The 20,322-nt window shown below is 67.0% G+C and carries 23 protein-coding genes; 11 read left to right on the forward strand and 12 right to left on the reverse strand.

Features of this window, described 5'->3' with window-relative positions; all coding sequences use genetic code 11:
* Positions 1–163: 163 nt before the first annotated feature.
* Genes B9D87_RS20040 through B9D87_RS20050 form a run of 3 tightly spaced genes read left to right on the forward strand, consistent with a single transcriptional unit; the run spans position 164 to position 1,585 of the window.
* Positions 164–484, forward strand: a complete 321-nt coding sequence (locus tag B9D87_RS20040) for a metal-sensitive transcriptional regulator (protein WP_007769390.1) — start codon at positions 164–166, stop codon at positions 482–484.
* Positions 485–516: 32 nt separating this feature from the next.
* Positions 517–1,131 (forward strand): mycothiol-dependent nitroreductase Rv2466c family protein, encoded by a 615-nt coding sequence (locus B9D87_RS20045; RefSeq protein WP_007769389.1) that lies wholly within the window; start codon positions 517–519, stop codon positions 1,129–1,131.
* 52 nt (positions 1,132–1,183) lie between these two features.
* Positions 1,184–1,585: a DUF302 domain-containing protein gene (locus tag B9D87_RS20050; protein ID WP_007769387.1), complete on the forward strand. Its 402-nt coding sequence runs from the start codon at positions 1,184–1,186 to the stop codon at positions 1,583–1,585.
* A 242-nt stretch (positions 1,586–1,827) separates the two neighbouring features.
* Here the strand turns inward: B9D87_RS20050 and B9D87_RS27105 are convergent, their stop codons facing one another.
* Positions 1,828–2,001 carry a hypothetical protein gene (locus tag B9D87_RS27105; RefSeq protein ID WP_007769385.1) on the reverse strand — a complete coding sequence of 58 codons (174 nt, stop codon included), beginning with the start codon at positions 1,999–2,001 and terminating at the stop codon, positions 1,828–1,830.
* A gap of 81 nt (positions 2,002–2,082) precedes the next feature.
* A complete protein-coding gene (locus B9D87_RS20055; RefSeq protein ID WP_007769383.1) occupies positions 2,083–2,919 on the reverse strand; it encodes an alpha/beta fold hydrolase in 837 nt (278 codons plus the stop codon).
* 148 nt (positions 2,920–3,067) lie between these two features.
* Here B9D87_RS20055 and B9D87_RS20060 point away from each other — a divergent pair, with 148 nt between their 5' ends.
* On the forward strand, positions 3,068–3,523 hold the full coding sequence (locus tag B9D87_RS20060) for a MaoC family dehydratase (RefSeq protein WP_007769381.1): 456 nt from the start codon (positions 3,068–3,070) through the stop codon (positions 3,521–3,523).
* A 10-nt stretch (positions 3,524–3,533) separates the two neighbouring features.
* Here B9D87_RS20060 and B9D87_RS20065 read toward each other — a convergent pair whose 3' ends face one another.
* The 3 genes from B9D87_RS20065 to B9D87_RS20075 all read right to left on the reverse strand — a co-directional run bounded on the left by B9D87_RS20065 (position 3,534) and on the right by B9D87_RS20075 (position 6,772).
* Positions 3,534–4,826 (reverse strand): acyl-CoA dehydrogenase family protein, encoded by a 1,293-nt coding sequence (locus tag B9D87_RS20065; RefSeq protein WP_007769378.1) that lies wholly within the window; start codon positions 4,824–4,826, stop codon positions 3,534–3,536.
* 96 nt (positions 4,827–4,922) lie between these two features.
* Positions 4,923–5,624, reverse strand: coding sequence for a GAF and ANTAR domain-containing protein (locus tag B9D87_RS20070; protein WP_007769375.1), 702 nt, complete (start codon positions 5,622–5,624; stop codon positions 4,923–4,925).
* 53 nt (positions 5,625–5,677) lie between these two features.
* Positions 5,678–6,772, reverse strand: a complete 1,095-nt coding sequence (locus B9D87_RS20075) for a F420-dependent hydroxymycolic acid dehydrogenase (RefSeq protein ID WP_007769372.1) — start codon at positions 6,770–6,772, stop codon at positions 5,678–5,680.
* A 51-nt stretch (positions 6,773–6,823) separates the two neighbouring features.
* Between B9D87_RS20075 and B9D87_RS20080 the strand changes: the two genes are divergently transcribed.
* Positions 6,824–7,429: a GNAT family N-acetyltransferase gene (locus B9D87_RS20080; protein WP_007769365.1), complete on the forward strand. Its 606-nt coding sequence runs from the start codon at positions 6,824–6,826 to the stop codon at positions 7,427–7,429.
* 63 nt (positions 7,430–7,492) lie between these two features.
* A complete protein-coding gene (locus tag B9D87_RS20085; RefSeq protein ID WP_007769360.1) occupies positions 7,493–7,846 on the forward strand; it encodes a hypothetical protein in 354 nt (117 codons plus the stop codon).
* Positions 7,847–7,880: 34 nt separating this feature from the next.
* On the opposite strand, the gene B9D87_RS20090 is transcribed toward B9D87_RS20085, so the two are convergent.
* Positions 7,881–8,555 carry a TetR family transcriptional regulator gene (locus tag B9D87_RS20090; RefSeq protein WP_007769359.1) on the reverse strand — a complete coding sequence of 225 codons (675 nt, stop codon included), beginning with the start codon at positions 8,553–8,555 and terminating at the stop codon, positions 7,881–7,883.
* A 70-nt stretch (positions 8,556–8,625) separates the two neighbouring features.
* On the opposite strand from B9D87_RS20090, the gene B9D87_RS20095 reads away from it, so the two are divergent.
* Both B9D87_RS20095 and B9D87_RS20100 read left to right on the forward strand, forming a co-directional pair.
* The gene (locus tag B9D87_RS20095; protein WP_040629481.1) at positions 8,626–9,729 is read left to right on the forward strand and encodes a ferredoxin reductase; all 1,104 of its coding nucleotides are present in this window, start codon (positions 8,626–8,628) and stop codon (positions 9,727–9,729) included.
* Positions 9,730–9,768: 39 nt separating this feature from the next.
* Positions 9,769–10,884 carry a fatty acid desaturase family protein gene (locus B9D87_RS20100; protein ID WP_007769352.1) on the forward strand — a complete coding sequence of 372 codons (1,116 nt, stop codon included), beginning with the start codon at positions 9,769–9,771 and terminating at the stop codon, positions 10,882–10,884.
* A 177-nt stretch (positions 10,885–11,061) separates the two neighbouring features.
* Here B9D87_RS20100 and B9D87_RS20105 read toward each other — a convergent pair whose 3' ends face one another.
* Both B9D87_RS20105 and B9D87_RS20110 read right to left on the reverse strand, forming a co-directional pair.
* A complete protein-coding gene (locus B9D87_RS20105) occupies positions 11,062–12,177 on the reverse strand; it encodes a DUF1214 domain-containing protein (protein ID WP_007769350.1) in 1,116 nt (371 codons plus the stop codon).
* A complete protein-coding gene (locus B9D87_RS20110) occupies positions 12,174–12,749 on the reverse strand; it encodes a TetR/AcrR family transcriptional regulator (protein WP_040629478.1) in 576 nt (191 codons plus the stop codon). The genes B9D87_RS20105 and B9D87_RS20110 overlap by 4 nt, the downstream gene beginning before the upstream one ends.
* A gap of 28 nt (positions 12,750–12,777) precedes the next feature.
* Here B9D87_RS20110 and B9D87_RS20115 point away from each other — a divergent pair, with 28 nt between their 5' ends.
* Positions 12,778–14,022: a sulfotransferase family protein gene (locus tag B9D87_RS20115; protein WP_007769344.1), complete on the forward strand. Its 1,245-nt coding sequence runs from the start codon at positions 12,778–12,780 to the stop codon at positions 14,020–14,022.
* A 29-nt stretch (positions 14,023–14,051) separates the two neighbouring features.
* A complete protein-coding gene (locus B9D87_RS20120; RefSeq protein WP_040629476.1) occupies positions 14,052–14,939 on the forward strand; it encodes an alpha/beta fold hydrolase in 888 nt (295 codons plus the stop codon).
* Between the two features lie 28 nt (positions 14,940–14,967).
* On the opposite strand, the gene B9D87_RS20125 is transcribed toward B9D87_RS20120, so the two are convergent.
* Positions 14,968–15,180, reverse strand: coding sequence for a TOBE domain-containing protein (locus B9D87_RS20125; RefSeq protein WP_007769338.1), 213 nt, complete (start codon positions 15,178–15,180; stop codon positions 14,968–14,970).
* Positions 15,181–15,287: 107 nt separating this feature from the next.
* A complete protein-coding gene (locus tag B9D87_RS20130) occupies positions 15,288–15,893 on the reverse strand; it encodes a TetR/AcrR family transcriptional regulator (protein WP_007769335.1) in 606 nt (201 codons plus the stop codon).
* 143 nt (positions 15,894–16,036) lie between these two features.
* Between B9D87_RS20130 and B9D87_RS20135 the strand changes: the two genes are divergently transcribed.
* Complete coding sequence (locus B9D87_RS20135; RefSeq protein WP_007769333.1) at positions 16,037–17,356, forward strand: cytochrome P450; 1,320 nt, start codon at positions 16,037–16,039, stop codon at positions 17,354–17,356.
* Positions 17,357–17,362: 6 nt separating this feature from the next.
* On the opposite strand, the gene B9D87_RS20140 is transcribed toward B9D87_RS20135, so the two are convergent.
* On the reverse strand, positions 17,363–18,565 hold the full coding sequence (locus B9D87_RS20140) for a PucR family transcriptional regulator (protein WP_040629473.1): 1,203 nt from the start codon (positions 18,563–18,565) through the stop codon (positions 17,363–17,365).
* A gap of 49 nt (positions 18,566–18,614) precedes the next feature.
* On the reverse strand, positions 18,615–20,228 hold the full coding sequence (gene mdlC / locus B9D87_RS20145; protein ID WP_007769328.1) for a benzoylformate decarboxylase: 1,614 nt from the start codon (positions 20,226–20,228) through the stop codon (positions 18,615–18,617).
* Positions 20,229–20,322 lie beyond the last annotated feature (94 nt).

Below are 20,322 nucleotides of genomic sequence, written 5' to 3' on the forward strand. Positions count from 1 at the left end.
ACAGGGCCATTTGGCCCGCGCCCGATGGGGAGCAGGCTGGCGCGTGGCCGCGTCATCGGGTAACCCGCACGTCACGGCTCGAACCACATCAAGTAATACCATACCCCCCAGGGTATTGACCAGACGCGTGCGTATACCCCGCCGGGTATGGTATGAAGGAGCTATGGCAAACGAAGTAAATGGCAGTTCCTCGATCGACGGCGCCGTCGCCAGACATGATCAGGGCGACATCGATGCCGTCCTCGCCCGGCTGCGTCGGGCGCAGGGACAGCTCGGTGGCGTCATCTCGATGATCGAGCAGGGGCGGGGCTGCAAAGACGTCGTCACCCAGCTCGCGGCGGTATCGCGGGCCCTGGATCGCGCGGGCTTCAAGATCATCGCGTCGGGTCTGCGGGACTGCATCTTGCCGGCAGAGAACCAGCCCGCCGGCGCCGCGCCTCTGTCGATGGATGAGCTGGAAAAACTGTTCTTGAGCCTGGCCTGACGGCCCGGCCGATACGGAAGGGGGAAGGGCAGATGTCCGCCACCGAGAGTGATCAGGCTGCACCGAAGGTGACGCTGTGGCTGGACCCGGTGTGTCCCTTCTCGTGGAACACCGCACGGTGGCTGCGCACCGTCGCCGAGCGGACGGGTTTGGCGATCGACTGGCAGCTGATGAGCCTGGCGGTCCTCAACGAGGGGCGCGAATTGCCGCCCGCGCAGCAGGCCCGGATGCGTGATTCGAAGCAGATCGGCCGGCTGATGTCCGCCGTTGCGCGCCAGCATGGCGTCGCGGGCTGGACGGCCGCGTATTTCGCCTTCGGCGAGCGGTACTTCGATCGTTCCGAGCCCGTCGATGCCAACCTCGTCGCGCAGGTCTTGATGGCGGCCGGGGCCCGTGGCGCCACGGCGGCCGCGGTATCGGACGAATCGTTGGACGAGTCCATCCGGCAGCAACATCAGGCGGGACAAGACGCGCTGGGTGAAACCGGCGGCAGCCCCATTCTGCGGATCGGCGAACGCACCTTCTTCGGGCCGGTTCTCACCGGGGTCCCCGCCGCCGACGACGCGTCCGCGCTGTTCGATGCCGTCGAAACGTTGGCCCGTACCCCGCAGTTCGCCCAGTTGCAACGGCCACGCACCGCGGCCTAGCCCGGCACCGGGCGATAGTTGGGTACTTCACACCCGAAATGAGGAGAAACAGATGACATCGGCATTGAGCACCACGCTGCACACCTCGTTCGAGGATGCGGTGGATCGAACCACGAAAGCGCTGGCGGATCAGGGTTTTGGAGTGCTGACCACGATCGACGTGAAAGCCACGCTCAAGCAGAAACTCGGCGAAGACATGGAGAACTACCTCATCCTGGGTGCCTGCAACCCGACGCTCGCGCATCGCGCGCTGGGCATCCACCGTCAGATCGGCCAGTTGTTGCCGTGCAACGTCGTGGTGCGGTCCGACCCCGCGGGGGAGGCCGATGCGGTTCTGGTCGAAGCGATGGATCCCCAACTCATGGTCAAGGTGACCGGAGACCAGGCGGCCCTGCAAGAGGTCGCCGACCAGGCCACCGCCAAGCTCCAAGCCGCGATCGGCGCGCTGGGATAAGTCGCTACCGCAAAGCAGCGCGGCGGGGTCATGGCGCCCCGGCGCTCGACCCGACCGAAAGGTGTTGACTTGCCGACGCTTTCGACCGCCCCCATTCTGACTCGAGCGGCTGCGACGGTGGATTCAGGCTCGGCATCGAGCGATTACGGCGTTGGCACTCGTGATCGTGGGTATCGCCGTGGTCCTGTGCGGCCTCTCGTGAGGACCGCCGGGCGACGACTTCGCACTCGGCCCTTGTGGCGTCAGTCTTGCCGGCTGCGGGCCTCGGCGCCCGACTCACCGGCGTCGAAGGAATCGTCGGAACCCGCCGCACCCACGTACGAGCCGTCTTCCTCGCCCGCGGCGGCGCGGGACTGAGCCTGGTGCGTCTCAGCGTCCACGTCTTCCTCGGCTTTGTGGCCCTTGTGATCTGACATGGTGGCTTCCTTTTCGTTGAACGTCCCGGAGGGATTCCCCCGACGGCCCGCGCGAAACGGTCAGGCGGCCCGCGGCCGGTGCTAGCGCGCCAAAAATTCGAGCAGGGCAGCGTTGAATTCGCTGGGATGGCTGATGTGGCAGCCGTGGGGCCCGTCGGCGATGATCCGCAGTTCGCTGCCGGGGATCGCCTCGTGCGTGCGCCGGGCCGAACCGTCGAGCGGCACGGATTCGTCACCGTCGCCGTGGATGATCAGGGCCGGCACCGAGACCCGGGTTAGGTCGGCACGGAAGTCGGTGTTGGACCATGCGGCCATGCAGGCCAGCGAAGCTTCCTTACTCGCCTGCCTGCACAGCGCGAGCGCACCGGCGCGGGTGGCGGGGCTCACTCTCAATTGCCCGTTGGCGGAGAAGAATTCGGTCATCTGCTGGTCGTAGAAGGCATCGAGGTCTTTGACTAACTCGGCGGTCGCCCGGGCCGCGTCCTTCATGGTGAGCGGGCCGTCCGGATTGTCGGTCGTCTGGAGCAGGTACGGCGTCACCGAGGAGGCGAACACCACGCTGCGCACCCGATCCGCGCCGTAGGCCGACAGGTAACGGGCGATCTCGCCGCCGCCCATGGACGAGCCGACGAGCGTGGCGTCGTGCAGGTCAAGGGCCTCGATCAGGGCGTGCAGATCCTCGGTGAGGCTTTCGTAGGTGTAGCCGGTGGGGGGCTTGTCGCTGCGCCCGAAACCGCGCCGGTCGTACGCGACGACGCGATAGCCGGCCGCGCGCAGGGCGCGGATTTGCGCCGACCACGTCCGGGCCGACAGCGGCCACGGGTGCATGAGCAATACCGGTCTCCCCGCACCGCCGGTGTCGTCGACGTGCAGGCGGGTGTCCTTGAAGATGCCGTGGTGTGCGATCACATCGGGCATGCGATGGCCTCCCGGGAGGTCGGGGTCAAATCGTTCTCCGCCTACTACCCGCGACGCTCGTGGACAAACCGTGTTGTGCATTGGCCGGATGGCCGGGGCGTGGACGCCCAGCGCTATTGTTAGCAGCCGAAACCAAGGAGAGACCTCAATGCGCACCTTCGAATCAGTTACCGAACTTGCCGCGGCCGCGGGCGAAACCCTCGGGCACAGCGACTGGGTCACCGTCACCCAGGAAGACGTCAACCTGTTCGCCGATGCGACCGGTGATCACCAGTGGATCCACGTCGATCCGGAGCGGGCCGCCTCGGGTCCGTTCGGCACGACCATCGCCCACGGTTTCATGACCCTGGCGTTGCTGCCGCGGCTGCAGCACCAGATCTACACCGTCAACGGCATCAAGCTCGCAATCAACTACGGCCTCAACAAGGTTCGCTTCCCCGCGCCGGTCCCGGTCGGCTCTCGGGTGCGTGCCCAGAGTTCGTTGGTCAGCGTCGACGACGTGGGCAACGGTGCCGTGCAGGCGACGATCTCGACCACCGTCGAGATCGACGGTTCGGCCAAGCCGGCGTGTGTGGCCGAAAGCGTGGTTCGTTTCGTCGCCTGACGCCTAGCCCCTAGAACTCGGCGACCGCGTGCTCCAGCCGCTCGGCCAGACGCGCTTGGGCTTCGGCGCGCCGGGTCGGGATATGGGCCGACGGGAAAGGCGTTGTCACCGGCTCGTATTCACGCAGGGTGCGGCGGGCGACCGTCATCTTGTGCAGCTCGGTGGCGCCGTCGGCGATGCCCAGCGACTCCGCGGCCACCAGCATCTTGACGAACGGCATCTCGTCGGAGACGCCGAGCGCGCCGTGCAGATGCAGGGCGCGCTGCGCGACGTCGTGCAGCACCTGGGGCATCGCGACTTTCACGGCCGCGATGTCGCGGCGCACCTTCTGATAGTCGTCGTGTTTGTCGATCAACCAGGCGGTGCGCAGCACCAACAGCCGGAACTGCTCGATCTGAATCCAGCTGTCGGCGATCTTCTCCTGCGTCATCTGGAAGTCGGACAGGTGGCCGTGCCTGGTCTTGCGTGACACGGCGCGTTCGCACATCATGTCAAAGGCCTTGCGCGCCAGGGCGATCGTGCGCATCGCATGGTGGACGCGGCCACCGCCGAGGCGGGTCTGCGCGATCATGAACGCCGCACCCTCGCCGCCGAGCACATGATCGGCCGGCACTCGGACGTCGTTGTAGCGGACGTACCCATGCGAACCGTGCTTCGACTCGCCCCCCACCCCGACGTTGCGGATGATCTCGATCCCCGGCGTCTCGCCCGGAACGATGAAAAGCGACATCTTCTCGTACGTGCGGGCGTCGGGCTTGGTCACCGCCATGACGATGAAGAACGACGCGTGCTTGGCGTTGCTGGAGAACCACTTCTCCCCGTTGATAACCCAGTCGTCCCCGTCCCGGGTTGCGCTCGTCACGAACATCCCCGGATCCGAACCACCCTGTGGTTCGGTCATCGAGTAGCACGAGGTGATCTCGCCGTCCAGCAACGGCTGCAGGTAGCGGGCCTTCTGTTCGTCGGTGCCGAACAGCGCAAGGATCTCGGCGTTGCCGGAATCCGGTGCCTGGCAGCCGAACACCGAAGGCGCCCAACGGGACCGCCCGAGGATCTCGTTGAGCAGGGCGAGCTTGACCTGGCCGAAGCCCTGGCCGCCGAGCTCGGGGCGCAGGTGCGCGGCCCACAACCCCTGGTCCTTCACCTGCTGCTGCAAGGGCCGCAGGATGGCCATCATCTCGGGGTTCTTTTTGTCGTACGGATCAAGAGCGACCAGGTCGAGCGGTTCCAGCTCTTCGGTCATGAATTTTTCGACCCAGTCCAGCTTTGCCTGGTATTCGGGGTCCGTTTCGAAGTCCCACACGGTGGCCGACCAATCCCCGGCGCCACGTCGCGCCGGACTCGTTGATGAAGCCATCCCATCCTAGAGCGGGGCGAACGCTTCGGTTCCGGCAAGGACCTATTCGTGCTCGCCACGGGTGTCGATGATCCGCTGGGCGATGTCGACCAGTTTCATCTGGTTCTCCTGCGAGAGCATCCGGAGCAGGTCGAAGGCCCGCACGTCGTCCACGCCGAAGCGCTCCATGATGATGCCCTTGGCCTGACCGATCCGGTCTCGCGTCGACACCGCCGAATACAGTTGCTCCGCATGGCTTCCGGCCAGGATCGCCGCGGCGGCGTGCGCGGCGAACACCGAGCCGATCGTCTCGGCTTCGGCGTCCCACACATTGGGTCGATAGCCGAACAGGTTGAGCGCGCCGGCAGTCCGGTCGGCGGTGTACAGCTTGAAGGACATGCTGCTGAGCACGCCGAGCTCGACCGCCGCGGGCGCGTACTTGGGCCAGCGCGGCTCGTTGCGCAGGTCATCGCTGCGCACAGTCGTCTCCTGCAGTGCTGCCTCGGCGCAGGGTCCCTCGCCGAAGTCGTGCTGCAGCTTGTCGAGCTGTGCGGCCAGGCCGTCGGTATCCGCCAGCGATTCGAACTCGCCGCCCTTCCCCACCAGCAGCACACCCGCGATGTCGGCGCCCGGTATCACCTCCACCGCCATAGCGGTCACCTCGGCCAGCACCTGCTCGAGGCTGCGCGGTGCGGCGATTCCGCGGGCGAGCTCGGCCATCCGCACGGCCAGCTCGTGGCGGGAGCCCGGGTCTGAAACGTCCATAGGCCCCCGATTCTGCATGATCTGGCTATGACACGTAACCGGCGTGGCAGCGTTCAGTGCAACTTCGGTAAGACGTTGGCGCGGTAGAACTCGATGGCGGCGACGGGATCGTCTTGGGGGAAGTGCAGGAACGGGACGGCACCGGCGTCCAGAACCCGCTGCACGGCTCCGATGTGCACGGCCGGGTCGGTGCCGACGGTCCAGCCGGCCAGCACCTTGTCGATGGGGTTGACCTCGGCCGCGCGCTGGATCTCGACGGGGTTGGGCTGATCGACCGCCCCGGCCGTGAAACGCCACAGCGTCGCGGCCCGGGCGGCCTCGGTGTTGTCTCCGACGACCGCGAACAGTTCGGCGCGCTTGCCCAGCGTGGCGGTGTCACGGCCGGCGGACTGCGCACCGGCAGCGAAGGCCGCCAACAGTTTTGGGTTGGTGATGTCGCGGTCCTGGGCGATCCAGCCGTCCCCGCGCTGTCCGGCGAGCTTCGCGCTTTTCGGGCCGCCCGCGGCAACGAAGATCGGTGGGGGCGTGGGCGGAACGTCGTAGAGCTTCAGCGAGTTTGTCTGGAAATAGCGGCCGGAGAACGAGATTCGGGTGCCACTCCACAGTTGGCGAATCAGGTCGATCGCTTCGGCAAGCCGGTCGCGGCGTTCGGCGTAGTTGCCGTAGCTGTTGGTGGTGGCCTGTTCGTTGAGGCGCTCGCCGGTGCCCACCCCCAGGAATACCCTGCCCGGGTTGAGGATCGCCAGGGAGGCGAACGCCTGGGCGACCGTGGCGGGGTGGTACCGGTACGTCGGACAGGTAACCCCGGTGCCGAACGAGACGCGGGTGGTGTTGCTGCCCACGAGCGCCAGCGTCAGCCAGGGAAACATCGCATGGCCCTCGTTGTCCTGCCACGGCTGGATGTGATCGCTGGCCCACACGTACTGAAAGCCCGCCTGCTCGGCCGCCTGAGCCTGCGCCACCAGCCGATCGGTGCGGAACTGCTCGTGGGAGAGCACCAATCCGACGCCCTTGCCCGCCGGCGGCGGGCCGCTGGACTTGCCATGCTCGCCTGCCGGTTTCGCGCATCCGCCGGCCACCCCGACGGACCCGAGCATGCCGGCACCGGCTGCCACCCGCCCGAACGCTCGCCGAGAGATGCCCGTCACCGGATCGGCATACCCGTCCAACCGGGCCTCACACGCACTAGCGTGTTGCGGATGATCCCGCAGGTCCGACCGGCAGTCAAAGCCGATGTCCGCACGCTGTCGCGCACGCTGGCGCGCGCGTTCTACGACGATCCGGTGATGATCTGGTTGATTCCCGACCCGGACAAACGGACCGCGCACCTGTCCCGCCTGTTCGCGACGATGACGCGCCACCACCACCTGGCCCGCGGGGGCGTGGAGGTGGCCCACGCGGACGCGGCTATCGGCGCTGCGGCGCTGTGGGATCCACCCGACCAGTGGCAGGAGACGTCGCGTGCGCAGCTGGCGATGACCCCGACGTTCATCCGGGTGTTCGGGCTGCGCTCGATGCGTGGACGCGCGATCCAGGAGTTGATGAAGAGCGTGCACCCCGCCGAACCGCACTGGTATCTGGCGGTGATCGGCAGCGATCCGGACGTCCGCGGTAAGGGCTTCGGTCAGGCATTGATGCGGTCACGGCTGGACCGCTGCGACGCGGAGTACTGCCCGGCCTACCTCGAGTCGAGCAAGCCCGAAAACGTGCCCTACTACGAGCGTTTCGGCTTCACGGTCACCCGTGAGATCGTCCTGCCGGACGATGGTCCGTCGCTGTGGGCCATGTGGCGGCCGCCGCGCTAGCGGCCGGACGGAACGGCCCCCGGCCCGCGTTTAACCCCCGATGCGGCGGGCAACCGTTCCGGCATGAGCGATAACCCCCAGGCGGACGGGCTGGTGGATCCCGCGGACTTCCCCGAAGAGGGCGGCCCGGGTGACACCCTGAACGCGAGCGAAGGCACCGACTCGGACGAACTGCGCAACGACGACGGCGACATCGTCGTCGACCCGCCCGAGGGCTGGAGCGAGGCCAACCGGTTCGGCGTGACGGCCAGGGAGGAACGTGAGGGCGAATCCCTCGATGCGCGGTTGGCGGCCGAGGAGCCCGACGTTCCCGATGCCATCGAGCCGGTCGACGACACACCGCGGCGCGCCCATCGGGGCCAGATCGACGGCACCCCCGAGGACGGCGACTCGCTGTACGACGTCGTCGACGAGTAAGTCAGTGCTCGGCTGTTTACTGCAGCCGACGCGGTCAGGGTGTGCTGCGCCAGCCGGCGATGCCGGTCGCGATCATTCGCAGCTGCTTGACCGCGAGCCGGCGGATGTCTTCGGTCGCCTCGGTGCTCTGCGAGTCCTCGATGGCCTCCGCGATCACGATCATGGCGTTGACGAACAGGGTCGCCAGCACGTTGAGATCCTCGGTGGTCCACTTGTTCAGCCCGGGGAAGCGCGCCAGGTCGGTGGCCAGTTCGGAGGTGATCAGCCGGATCTCGGTGCGAATGGCGTAGCGCAGCACCGACAGTCCGCTGTTGCGCTCGCGGCCGATCAGCCGCCAGTGTTCACGCCTGTCGGCGACGCTGGCGACCAGGATCTCCACGGACGACTCGATCACCCGGTTCGGGTCGAGCTTGCCGGCACGGGCATCGCGCAGGGTGTCACGCAGGCTGCGGAACGATTCGTCGATCAAGACCAGGCCGAGGGCCTCCATCGATTCGAAATGCCGGTAGAACGCCGCCGGAACGATCCCGACCTCGCGGGTCACCTCCCGCAGGCTCAGGCTGGAGAAGCTGCGGTCCTGCAACAGCTTGAGAGCCGCCGCGATGATCGCCCGGCGGGTCGCCTCCTTGCGCTCCTCGCGCGACTGGCTTTCGCGCGCCCGTTCGCGGCCAGAGCCGCGCTCGCGTGAGCTAGGAGTACGGCCGTTCACTGTGTGAACCCTACCACAGCCAGGCAGTAAACCCTTGACTGCATGGCTGTTGCGGTCACACGGTGTACATATGTTCACTCAAACCGCTCAAGCTTCTGGCCGAGTCCTCGCGCGGACCCTTCGGCAGCGCGTGTTGGGTTCAGAGCTCCTAGACCTGCTGACCGGTCCGCACGGCGTCGACCGCTACACCGAGCTGGTGGCGCCGACATGGACGCTGGGCGAAGCCCGCGCCAAGGTGACCGACGTGCGGCGGACCACCCCGCGCAGCGTCACCCTGACCCTGACCCCCAATGACACCTTCCTGTCCGCCCACAGCCTCAGGGCCGGCCAGTACGTCAACCTCACCGTCGAGATCGACGGCCGCCGGCACACCCGCTGCTATTCGCCCGCCAATGCCGAGGGGGCGGCCAGCCTCGAGTTGACCATCGGCCGGCACGAGGGCGGCCTGGTCTCCAACTATCTGTACGAACACGCCCGCCCCGGCATGGTGGTCGGTCTGACGGGCATCGGCGGCGACTTCACGTTGCCGGCGCGCGGACCGCAGAGCCCGCGGCGCATCCTGCTCGTTTCCGGGGGTAGCGGCATCACCCCCGTGCTGTCGATGGCGCGCACCCTGATCGCCCAGGACCACCCGGGCGAGGTCGCGTTCATCCACTACGCCCGCACGCCCGCCGAGGCGTGCTACCGCGCCGAGCTGGCCGCGATGCCCTCGGTGCGGGTGCTGCACGGCTATACCCGATCCGACGAGGGCGACCTCGTCGGGCGGTTCGGCCCGGATCATCTGGCCGCCGCGATGCCGTCACCCGATGCGGTATTCGTCTGCGGGCCAACGCCTCTGGTCGAGGCCGTCCGGTCACACTGCGACAACGTGCACACCGAGAGCTTCGTGCCGCCGGTCTTCGATGCGCCGGCGAACGCGTCGGGCGGACGAGTCACGTTCGCCGACAGCGGAGTCGACATCGTCGACGACGGGCGACCGCTGCTGGAGCAGGCCGAATCGGCGGGCCTGACGCCCGAAAACGGATGCCGGATGGGCATCTGCCACACCTGCACACGGCGCAAAACCGCCGGTACCGTGCGCAACCTGGTCACCGGTGCGGTCTCGACCGCTCCCGATGAGGACGTGCAGATCTGCGTGTCCGTTCCGGTCGGTGACGTGGACCTGTCGCTGTAACGAATCAGAGCAGCCCAGAAAAGACTTGGAGGACAAGCAATGTCGAATGTCAAGATCACTCTGACGCCCGAACAGGCCGACGAGTTCGGCCGCGAACTCGACGCCATCAAGGAACGCGTGATGGCAGAACTCGGCGAACAGGACGCCGGCTACATCCGCCGCGTGATCAAGACCCAGCGCGCGCTGGAAGTCGGCGGCCGGGCGCTGTTGTTCGCCGGGTTTCTGCCGCCGGCGTGGCTGGCCGGCACCACGATGCTCGGCCTGTCGAAGATCCTGGACAACATGGAGATCGGCCACAACATCATGCACGGCCAGTACGACTGGATGCGCGACCCGGCCATCTCCGGGCGCACCTTCGAGTGGGACACGGCGTGCCCGGCCGATCAGTGGCGGCACTCGCACAACTACATGCACCACACCCACACCAATATCGTGGGGATGGACCGCGACATCGGTTACGGGATCCTGCGGATGAGCGAGGACCAGCGGTGGCAGCCCTACTTCCTCGGCAACCCGGTCTACGCGTTCTTACTGATGGTGTTGTTCCAGTACGGTGTGGCGCTGCACGAGCTGGAAACCGAGCGCATCCGCTCCGGGGAGATCCGACTCGAGGACAAGCGCGAAGTCCTTCGTGCCATCTGGAAGAAGACCCGCCGCCAGACCCTCAAGGACTACGTCGCCTTCCCGCTGCTGGCCGGACCCGTCGCGCCGTTCGTCTTCACCGGTAACCTCACCGCCAACCTGATGCGCAACGTGTGGTCGTACATGATCATCTTCTGCGGCCACTTCCCGGACGGCACACAGGAATTCACCGTCGAGGAGACCAAGGACGAGTCGCGCGGCATGTGGTACTTCCGCCAGGTGCTCGGCTCGGCAAACCTCACCGGCGGCAAGCTGTTTCACCTGCTCTCCGGCAACCTGTCGCACCAGATCGAGCACCACCTGTTCCCCGACATGCCGGCCCGCCGCTACTCCGAGATCGCGCCCGAGGTGCAGAAGATCTGCGAACGCTACGGCATCCCGTACAACCGCGGCCCGCTGCTGCGCCAGTTCGGCACCGTCGTGCGCAAGATCGTCCGGCTGACCTTCCCGGACTCCTGGGTGCAGAAGGCGGGCGCCGAGAAGTCCCCGGAACCCGAGCCGGTCGCCGCCTGAACCCCACGCGGCGGGGGATTGCCTCGCGCCGCGACAGGGGCACAATGAGGTCCGTGGAATGGACCGGCGCGCGCTATGCGGATACCCCGACAGTCGAAGCTTCGACGTGGATCGAGCTGGTTCGCCAGGTCGGCTGACTCTGGGCGCTTCCCGTAGTTGAGGCCCACACTCGCCGAGTTAGCTCACCGCGGTCGGCGCATCGGCCGCCTTGACGAGTCGCACCTCGGGCCGCTGCGGCACGCCGTCGGCAAGGAACCAGCGAAATGCCAGGTTGCCGCGCGGATAGCCCAGCGTGGTAAGCGAATTGGGGTGCGCCGTGTTGCCGGCGGACAAGACGACCGTCACCGAACCGTCGCTGTTGGGGACGGCGCTGTGGCCGTTGAGGGAGCATCGGGCGTCCTGCGGACCGACCGTCGCCATGAACTGGTTCCACACCACCAGGTTCCAGAACCTGCACGACGGCGGCCGGTGCGTGATCACCAGCGCCTCGTCCTCGTCGAGCACGAAACTGCCGTAGGAGTAGCAGGCGTCGCGCGCCGACCAGCCGAAGTTGGCGTCGGGCACCTGATAGGGATCGGCGAAAGCATTGGCCGCATGGGCGGTTTCGTGCCCCAGAGCGTGCTGCGACTCATCCCTTTCGCGGACGCGCTCCGCGACGGGCAGCGGCACGATGGCGAACATGGTCCGCAGCCAGGTGGCGGCGGCGCGCAGGTTCGCCGCGGTCTCGGCGTCACCGTGCCGGATCGGGTCGGGCTCGTCGAGTGCTTCGATGTGCCAGGTCACCGGGCGCCCGGTCAGGGGGTCGGCCTGGTAGTCGCGGGTCATCAGCACGGCCGCGTCGGGCGTGGCGGGGAATTCGAAGGTGAAGTTGCCGTCGGCGTCGATATCGAGGTCGGTGTCGCGGACGATCGTGACGACCCGATCCGACCACGCGCCGGGGGTCGGCTCGTTGTAGGCCGTCACCGAAAAGTACACGCTGTCACCCTTGTTCCCGCTGATCCGGTACCGGCGCTCGGGATCGATCGGGCAGATGAAGTAGTAGGCGTCGGTGTTGTCGCCGCCCCAGCGTCGGTCGCGGCGAAAGGGTGTGTTGACTGCGACGAACTGCGGGCGGCCCGGTTCGGGGAACAGGTAGGTGTCCAGGGCCACGCCCAGGGTGGCGGCCAGCATGCGGTAGCCGTCGGCGACGTGGCGGTCGTCGGTGACCGCACGGTCGCCCTCGAGGAAGGAGTGTCCCAGTTCGCCAAGGGTTTTCAACAGTTCCTGCCACGCCTCGGTCGACTGGTGCGTCATGCGCTGATTCCTTTCAGGAGCAACGTGGTGGTGCGGTCGACCCACGCATCGTCGAGTTCGGTGGCGCGGGTGAGCAGGGCTACCAGCGTGATGCCGGCGATGGTCTCGGCGAGTTCGGCGGCGGTGACGTCCGGCCGCACCTCGCCGCTCGCCGCGGCGCCCGCCAGCCAGTCGGCGAGGCCGCCGCCGATGACGCCGGCGAAGCGCTCCAGCAGCGCCGAATGCAGCGTCGGATCCGCGGCCATCTCGCCGATCAGCCCCGGCAGTGCCGCCCGGGCGGCCGGTGTGGTGAGGAAATCCATTGTGCGGCGGACCATCTCGCGTAGGCCGTCGGCCGTCGACCCGGTATCGGGGATGGCGGTGCCGGCTCCGATCGGAAATACCGCCTCGTGCACCAGGTGCGCCTTGCTGGGCCAGCGGCGGTAGATCGCGGGCTTGCTGGTGCCGGCCCGCTCGGCGATGGCGGAGACCAGCAGCCCGGGGTAGCCCGTCTCGGCGAGCAGCTCAACGGTGGCGCCCAACACCGCGGCATCGATGCGGGGGTCTCGGGGTCTGCCGAAGTCTACTACCATTACGAAACTCAGAGTAACATAAGTCCGCGTGACCGATGCCGTTCGCTCAGTTCGCCTCGAAGACCTGCCCGTGCCGCGATTCAGCGCAGAGGGCCGGCAGATTCTCGACATGATGGCCACGATGGCCGCCCAGTGTCCGTTGGATGCCGAGGCGCTGCACGCCCAGGCCAGCGCCGACACCGGCCTGCACGACTTCGGGCCCGACGACTACCGCGAGCGCCTCGATGTCTACCTCGCCGCGCTGCGCGACATCGACGGGCTGCACGACGCGGGAGTGGTGAACTTCTACGGGCAGCTGCTGCAGCTGCTCAAGAATCGGTTGCTGCTGACCGACCTGCTGGCTCGCCATCCCGAGATCGAAGGCCTCGAACTGCGTTCGCCGGTGGTGATCGCCGGGCTGCCCCGCACCGGCACCACGCACCTGCACAACCTGCTGGCCGCGCCGCCGACCTTCCGCACCATGCCGTACTGGGAAAGTAACGAGCCCTTCCCGTTGCCGAATGAGGTTGGCGTCGAACCGGATCCGCGCCGGGCGCGAATGGACGTCGCGGTCGGGGTGGTCAATCTGGTGATGCCGCATTTCCCGTTGATGCACGAGATGACCACCGACCATGTGCACGAAGAGATCCAGCTGTTGGCCAACGACATGTCCACGATGTTGTTCGAGACGCTGGCCGAGGTGCCGCGGTGGCGGGACTATTACCGGGCCCACGACCAGACGCCGCACTACCAGTACCTGGCCACCCAACTCCGGGCGATGCAGTTTCTGCGTGGGGGACGGCGCTGGCTGCTCAAGTCGCCCCAGCATCTCGAGCAGGTGCGGGTGCTGGATCGGGTCTTCCCCGACAGCATCGTCGTGTTCACGCACCGCGACCCGGTGCCGGTGGCGCTGTCGATGATCGCGATGATCACCTACTCCGCCCGCATGCACCGCTCGCCGGTGCCGGTGGAACAGATCGCCAAGTCCTGGATCGACCGCCTCGACCAGATGCTGAGCGCGCTCGTTCGCGACCGCGACACCATCGGTCCGGACCGCTCGATCGACATCCGGTTCGACGACTTCATGGCGGACGAACTCGGCGTTGCCGAGCGGGTATACGCCCTGGCCGGCGAACCGTTCACCGATGAGGTGCGCGCGGCCGTCGGCGACTACCTCGCGGGCCACCGGCGTGGGCGGCTGGGCAATGTCGAGACGTCCTATGAGATGTTCGGGCTGGACGAGGCCAACCTGCGCGAGCGCTTCGCGCCGTATGTCGAACGGTTTCTGGCCTAAGCCTTTCCGAGCCGCTACGTTCTCAAGTCATGGTCACTATGCCCGCGCTCGACGGTGTGGAACACAGGTATGTCGATCTGGGAAGCGGCGTGACGATCCACGTCGCGGACGCCGGGCCGGCGAGCGGGCCGGCGGTGATGTTGGTGCACGGCTTCCCGCAGAACTGGTGGGAATGGCGCGAGCTGATCGGGCCGCTGGCCGCCGACGGCTACCGCGTGTTGTGTCCGGACCTGCGCGGCTCGGGCTGGAGTTCGGCGCCACGCACCAGCTACACCAAGGACGAGATGGCCGACGACCTGGCCGGGGTGCTGGAACGCCTTGGCGTCGCGACGGTCAAGCTGGTGGCCCACGACTGGGGCGGGCCGGTCGCGTTCATCATGATGCTGCGCCATCCGGAGCGGGTGACCGGGTTCTTCGGCGTGAATACCGTTGCGCCGTGGGTGAAGCCGAGCCTGTCGACCCTGCGCAATATCTGGCGGTTCTGGTATCAGATCCCGATTTCGCTGCCGGTCATCGGACCGCGGGTGATCAGCGACCCCAATTCGCGATTCGTCCGGATGCTCGGGTCGTGGGTCGGGGGTGGTTACACCCTGCCCGAGGACGACACCCGCATGTACCTCGAGTGCATGCAGCAGCCCGGCCACGCGGAGGCCGGTTCGCGGTGGTACCGCAGCTTCCAAACCAAGGAGATGCGCAAATGGATGCGCGGGCAATACAACGATGCCCGCGTCGACGTCCCGGTCCGCTGGCTGACGGGCACCGAAGATCCGGTGATCACGCCGGATCTCACCGACGGTTATGCCGACCGCATCGACGATTTCGAAGTCGAGCTGGTCGACGGCGTCGGGCACTGGATCGTCGACCAGCGGCCCGACCTGGTCCTGGATCGGGTCCGCGCTTTCCTCGCCGAAAAATAAACCGGGTGACGGCTTTTCGGCGCCGGCCCTAGTCGACGCCGATGGTGACTTCGGTCGACTTGATGAACACGGTCGCCGGCTGGCCGACCTTGAGGCCGAGGTCGGTCGCGGCGTCCTTGGTGACTGACGACGTGACGACCTGGTCGCCGCCGTCCAGCGTCACCCTCACCACTGCCATCACGGTGCCGAGTTCGACCTCGGTGATAGTCCCCCTGAGCTGGTTTCGGGTCGAGAGCCGCATCGCAGGATCCTCCAAGTCGGAACGGGTGGGTCTGCGGAGAGCCTAGTCCTACCGGCCCAGGGCCGGAAATGGCTTGGGGGACTTTCACTTACGCGGGAGAGTCGGGGCTAATGGCGTGGGCCGAGCAGAGCTACGGATGCATCCACGGCCGGTTCCACGATTTCTCGGACCGGTTTACCGTCTTCCACCGCAAGTGCGGTCAGCTCGCGCAGGCCGCCCAACAGGATCACCGCCAGCGGTGCCGTTAACGGGGGCAGTTCGGCGCGCCGGAATCCGGGACTGGCGCTGAGGTCGATCAGCAGGCTGGTCAGCAACTGCAGCCCGCGGCGCTGCACCGGGCGAGCGGCCGCACCCAGCGAGGGCAGTTCGCGGATCCAGCTCAACGTGATCGCCGGCCGGGATTCGATGTATCCGACGTAGGCTTCGACCGCCTGCCGGATCTGCACGTGCCAATCGGCCTCGGCATCGACCGAGACCTGGATACGTTCGCCCAGCCTCTCGATGTCGGTGGCGAGTAGCTCGAGGAAGCACTCTTCCTTGCTGGCGAACTGGTCGTAGAACGTGCGCTTGGAGGTGCGGGCGTAACGGACGATGTCGGCGACGGTGCTGGCCCGGTAACCGCGCTCGTTGATGGCGTCGGCGAGTCCGTCGAGCAATCGGAGCCGAAACGGGTCGATCTCGCCGAGATCGGGGACGCCATCCGTTGCTGTCATTGCTGAGGTCACGGCCGGCGCCCCCGTTCGGTTCGATACGGATCTTGTCAGCTTTGGTACTTCAGAGTACCGTACTCGGAAAGGTCTGTGGTACATCGCGGTACCAACCCCGCAGCGGGGCAGATGTTGGGAGCAATGACGCCATGAGTGAAGTAGCCACCGCCCCACCGGTCGCGACCAAGCTGCCGCCGGTCGCGCGAATTCCCAAGGCAGTTCAGGGCATTGGTTTCGCGATGTCACGGCGTTCGATGATGCGGCGACTGTCGCGCCGCTATGGCAGTGTCGTCGCGTTGCGGCTCCCGATGTGGGGGCACGTCATTGCCGTCAGTGACCCGGAGTTGGCCAAACAGATCTTCACCACCAGCCCCGACGAGCTCGGCAATATCCAGCCCAACCTGAGCAGGCTGTTCGGCACCGGGTCGGTGTTCGCGCTCGAGGGCGACGACCACCGTCGCCGGCGGCGGCTGTTGGCGCCGCCGTTTCACGGCAAGAGCATGAAGAACTACGAGAGCATCATCGAAGACGAGACGCTGCGCGAGATCGCCGGCTGGCAAGAGGGCGAGTCCTTCGCGACGCTGCCGCCGATGATGCGGATCACGTTGAATGCCATCCTGCGTGCGGTCTTCGGGGCCGACGGTGCCGAGCTCGACGAGCTGCGCCGGCTCATCCCGCCGTGGGTGACCCTGGGCTCGCGTCTGGCCGCGCTGCCGAAGCCGAAACGGGACTACGGCCGGTTCAGCCCGTGGCACCGCCTGGACAAGTGGCGGCAGCAGTACGACAAGGTCATCGACAAGCTGATCGTGGCCGAGCGGGCCGACCCGAACTTCGACCAGCGCACCGATGTGCTCGCCCTGCTGCTGCGCAGCACATACGACGACGGTTCAGCCATGTCGCACAAGGATATTGGCGACGAGCTGCTCACCCTGCTGGCCGCCGGTCACGAAACCACCGCGTCCACGCTGGCGTGGGCATTCGAGCGGATCAGCCGGCACCCCGACTTGCTGGCGGCCCTGGTCGAGGAGGCCGACAACGGGGGCAACGAGCTGCGCCAGGCGACGATCCTGGAGGTCCAGCGGTCCAGGACGGTGATCGACTTCGCGGGTCGTCACGTTTACCCCGAGACCTATCAACTGGGCGAGTGGGTGATTCCGCGCGGATATTCGATCATCGTCGGCATCGCACAACTACACGACAACCCCGAGCTGTTCCCCGATCCCGGGCGCTTCGACCCGCAACGCTTCATCGGAACGAAACCGTCGGCGCTGTCCTGGGTTCCGTTCGGTGGCGGCACCCGCCGCTGTGTCGGGGCCGCGTTTGCCAACATGGAGATGGACGTCGTGCTCCGGACGGTGTTGCGTCGCTTGGTGATTGAGGCAAACGACGCACCGGGCGAGCGGTGGCATTGCCGCGGGGTCGCGTTCACCCCGAAGGACGGCGGACGAATTGCGGTGCGGCGGCGCTGATCGCGGCTAGCGGTCCGGTCTTGCGGCGCGGCGGGTGGTTTCCAGTGCGATACACAGTTCCGCCGCGGCGCGCGGTTCGCTGACCGAACGCCCCGTCCGCTGCTCGATCTTGCGCAGCCGTTGGCGCACCGTATTGGGGTGGACGTACAGTTCCTGCGCGGCGCGCTCGGCCGAACCCCCGTGGTCGAACCACGCCTCGAGCGTGTCGAGCAGCGCCTCTCGTTCGTGCTCGGGCAACTCGTCCAGCGGACCGAGGACGTTGGCCGCGACACGACCCATCACCTCGGGTGCGGCGACCGCCGTGATCGCCATGACGTCGCGGTCGAAGACGGTGATCGGCCCGTGTTCGGGCCGTGACGCGGTCATCGCGATCCTCGCGTAGCGCAACGCGCCGGCGGTCTGCCCGAGATCCGCAATCGGAGGGCTGATCCCGATCCGGGTGGCCGTGTGCTTGCTCAGTTCCTCGATCACGGGGTCGGTCGTCTTGTTCGGGCCAAGGTGCAGGATGCCGATCTCAATGTCGGGCTGCAGACGCCAAGCGGATGAGATCCCCCGCGCCGCGAGCCGGTTCTCGATGCCGGGCAACACCGATCGGCCCACACTGGACAACTCCGCGCAGACCACCGTGTAGGGGCCCTGTAGCGAAATGCGCAGTGTATCAGCGGTATTCCAAAGGTCGACGGTGTCTACCAGCCGGCCGTCGATCAGCGCTTGCACCATTGCCGAGCGCTCCTGCTGGCGGTCCACCAGCTGGCGGGCCATCTCTTCCTGGTACCCGCTGACCATCGCGGTGGTGAATTCCTCGAGCGCAAGCCACATCGCCGACGAGGCACGGACCAGCCCGCCGTCGGTCACCGTCGTGGCGCGGCGCGCTTCCTGACGCAGCTCGTCCCAGAGAAAGCGAGCGCAGAGCCGGTAGGAATCCATCACCGCCGGTAGTGGAACCCCGGCGGCGGCCCGGCTACGCCCGGTCGCGGCGGCCGCCGCGGTGTCGTAATCGCGCTCGGGGGCGCCGAAGACACCCAGAATGAAATCCAGATGAGCCCGGATCGTGCCGCGCAGTTGGTCGTCCGTCACCAACGCCACGGTGCGGTGGAAGCCCACGTCGCGCCGCAGCAGCGCCAGCATGGTGTCGGCCAGCTCGTCGGCGCGCGACAGCAGGGCCGCGCCGAGTTCGGCCAATTGCGGGTCTGCCGCAGAGGCTGCCATAGCGGCAGCCTAGTCCGTGGCGGTCCGTGCGAGCAGGTGCGTTCGGATATCAGCCCAGGTGTGCGACTTGGGGTTTCGTGGGCACCACGATGACGGTGGGCCCATCGGCGGACAGCGCAGCCTCAAATTCTTTAATCAGCTGGTCTGTTCCGTCAACCGTGACGGCGCGGCAGCCGAAGCCGATCGCGAGCGACTCGATGTCCAGGCCGGGCAGATCCAAGCCGGGCACGTTGGGCGTCTTTTCCAGCAAGGCAAACGATTTCAGGACAGCGTACTCGCCGTTGCGCATCACGACGAACACGATCGGCAGCTTGTGCTGGGCCGCCGTCCAGATCGCCTGGATCGAATACTGAAACGACCCGTCACCGATGGTCGCCACTACCGGACGCTTGCGTCCGGTGGCCCGGTCGCCTAATGCGACCCCCACAGCACCGGGGACGCCCCACCCGATACCGCCGCTGCCGGTGGCGAAGAACGAAACCGGTCTGACGGCGGGCAGCCATCGCTGCTGCTCGGCCAAGGTCGACGTCGATTCGTTCACCAGCGCCGCTTCGGGCGGCTTGATGGTGCTCAGCGTCGAGTAGACCTGGTCCGGTGTCAGCGGCGCACTGGTCGCTTCGACGGTCCCCGCGCTCCGGTCGAGCGGAGCGAATGTCGGCCGGTCGGTTTCGGGGGAGATCAGTGCAGTCAGCTGCTGCAGGGCCAGTAAGGCGTCGCTGAGCAGACTGTCGCCGACCGGCGCGGCCCCGGCCAGAAATGGATCGCTGGTGATCTGCAGCAACTCGGTGCCCTCGGGAAGATAGTCGCCAGGCACGTACGGGTAGTAGCGGAACACCTGCGCGCCGACGACCACCACCAGGTCATGGCCCCGCAGTACTTCGGTGACTTCCGCGATCGTCATCGGCAACAGCCCCTGCCAGAGGGGATGGTCCTCGGGGAACGAAGCCCGGTCTGTCAATGGGCTCCCGTAGACCGGCGCGTGCACTATCTCGGCGAATTCGACCCCGGCATCCCAGGCGCCGGCCCGGTCAACCTCGGGACCGATCACCACGGCCGGCCGCCGCGCGCGATTGATCCTGTCGGCGAAAGCACGCAACCGGTCCGCATCGGGCGCACAACGCTGGCTGGCCGTGCGAATGACCGCGGGGCCCAGCGCGGGCTTTTCCCAATCGTCAAGGGGAATCGACAGATACACCGGACCCGCGGGCGGCTGCACCGCGATGGTGTAAGCCCGCATGAACGCCGCCGGGACGTCCTCGGCCCGCGCCGGTTCGTAGGACCACTTCACCCACGGCAACGGCAGCTGCGTTGCGCTGGTGTTCGTCAAATATGGCTCACACAGCGACATCTCGCGGGTCTGCTGCCCGGCCGTGACGATCAGCGGGGTGTTGCTCTTGTACGCCGCGATCAGGCTGCCCATGGCGTTGCCGGTACCCGCCGCGGTGTGCAGGTTCACCAGCGCCGGCCTGCCGGTGGACTGTGCGAAGCCGTCCGCCATGGCCAGCACCGAGGCCTCCTGTAGCCCTAACACATAGCTGAAGTCGTCGGGGAAGTTCTTGAGGAATGTCTGCTCGGTCGAGCCCGGATTGCCGAACACGGTCGTCAACCCCAATGAGCGCAGCAGATCGTACGTGACATCCCAGACGGTGGGTGAAGACGACATGAGCCGGAGTTCCCTTCGCGAGCGGACTTTTCATGCATAGGAAAAGCGCACCCACGCTGGCGCGCACTGCATCCGATGGATTAGATCTTGCGCC

The sequence above is a fragment of the Mycobacterium colombiense CECT 3035 genome, assembly GCF_002105755.1.
GTDB classification, from domain to species: Bacteria; Actinomycetota; Actinomycetes; order Mycobacteriales; family Mycobacteriaceae; genus Mycobacterium; species Mycobacterium colombiense.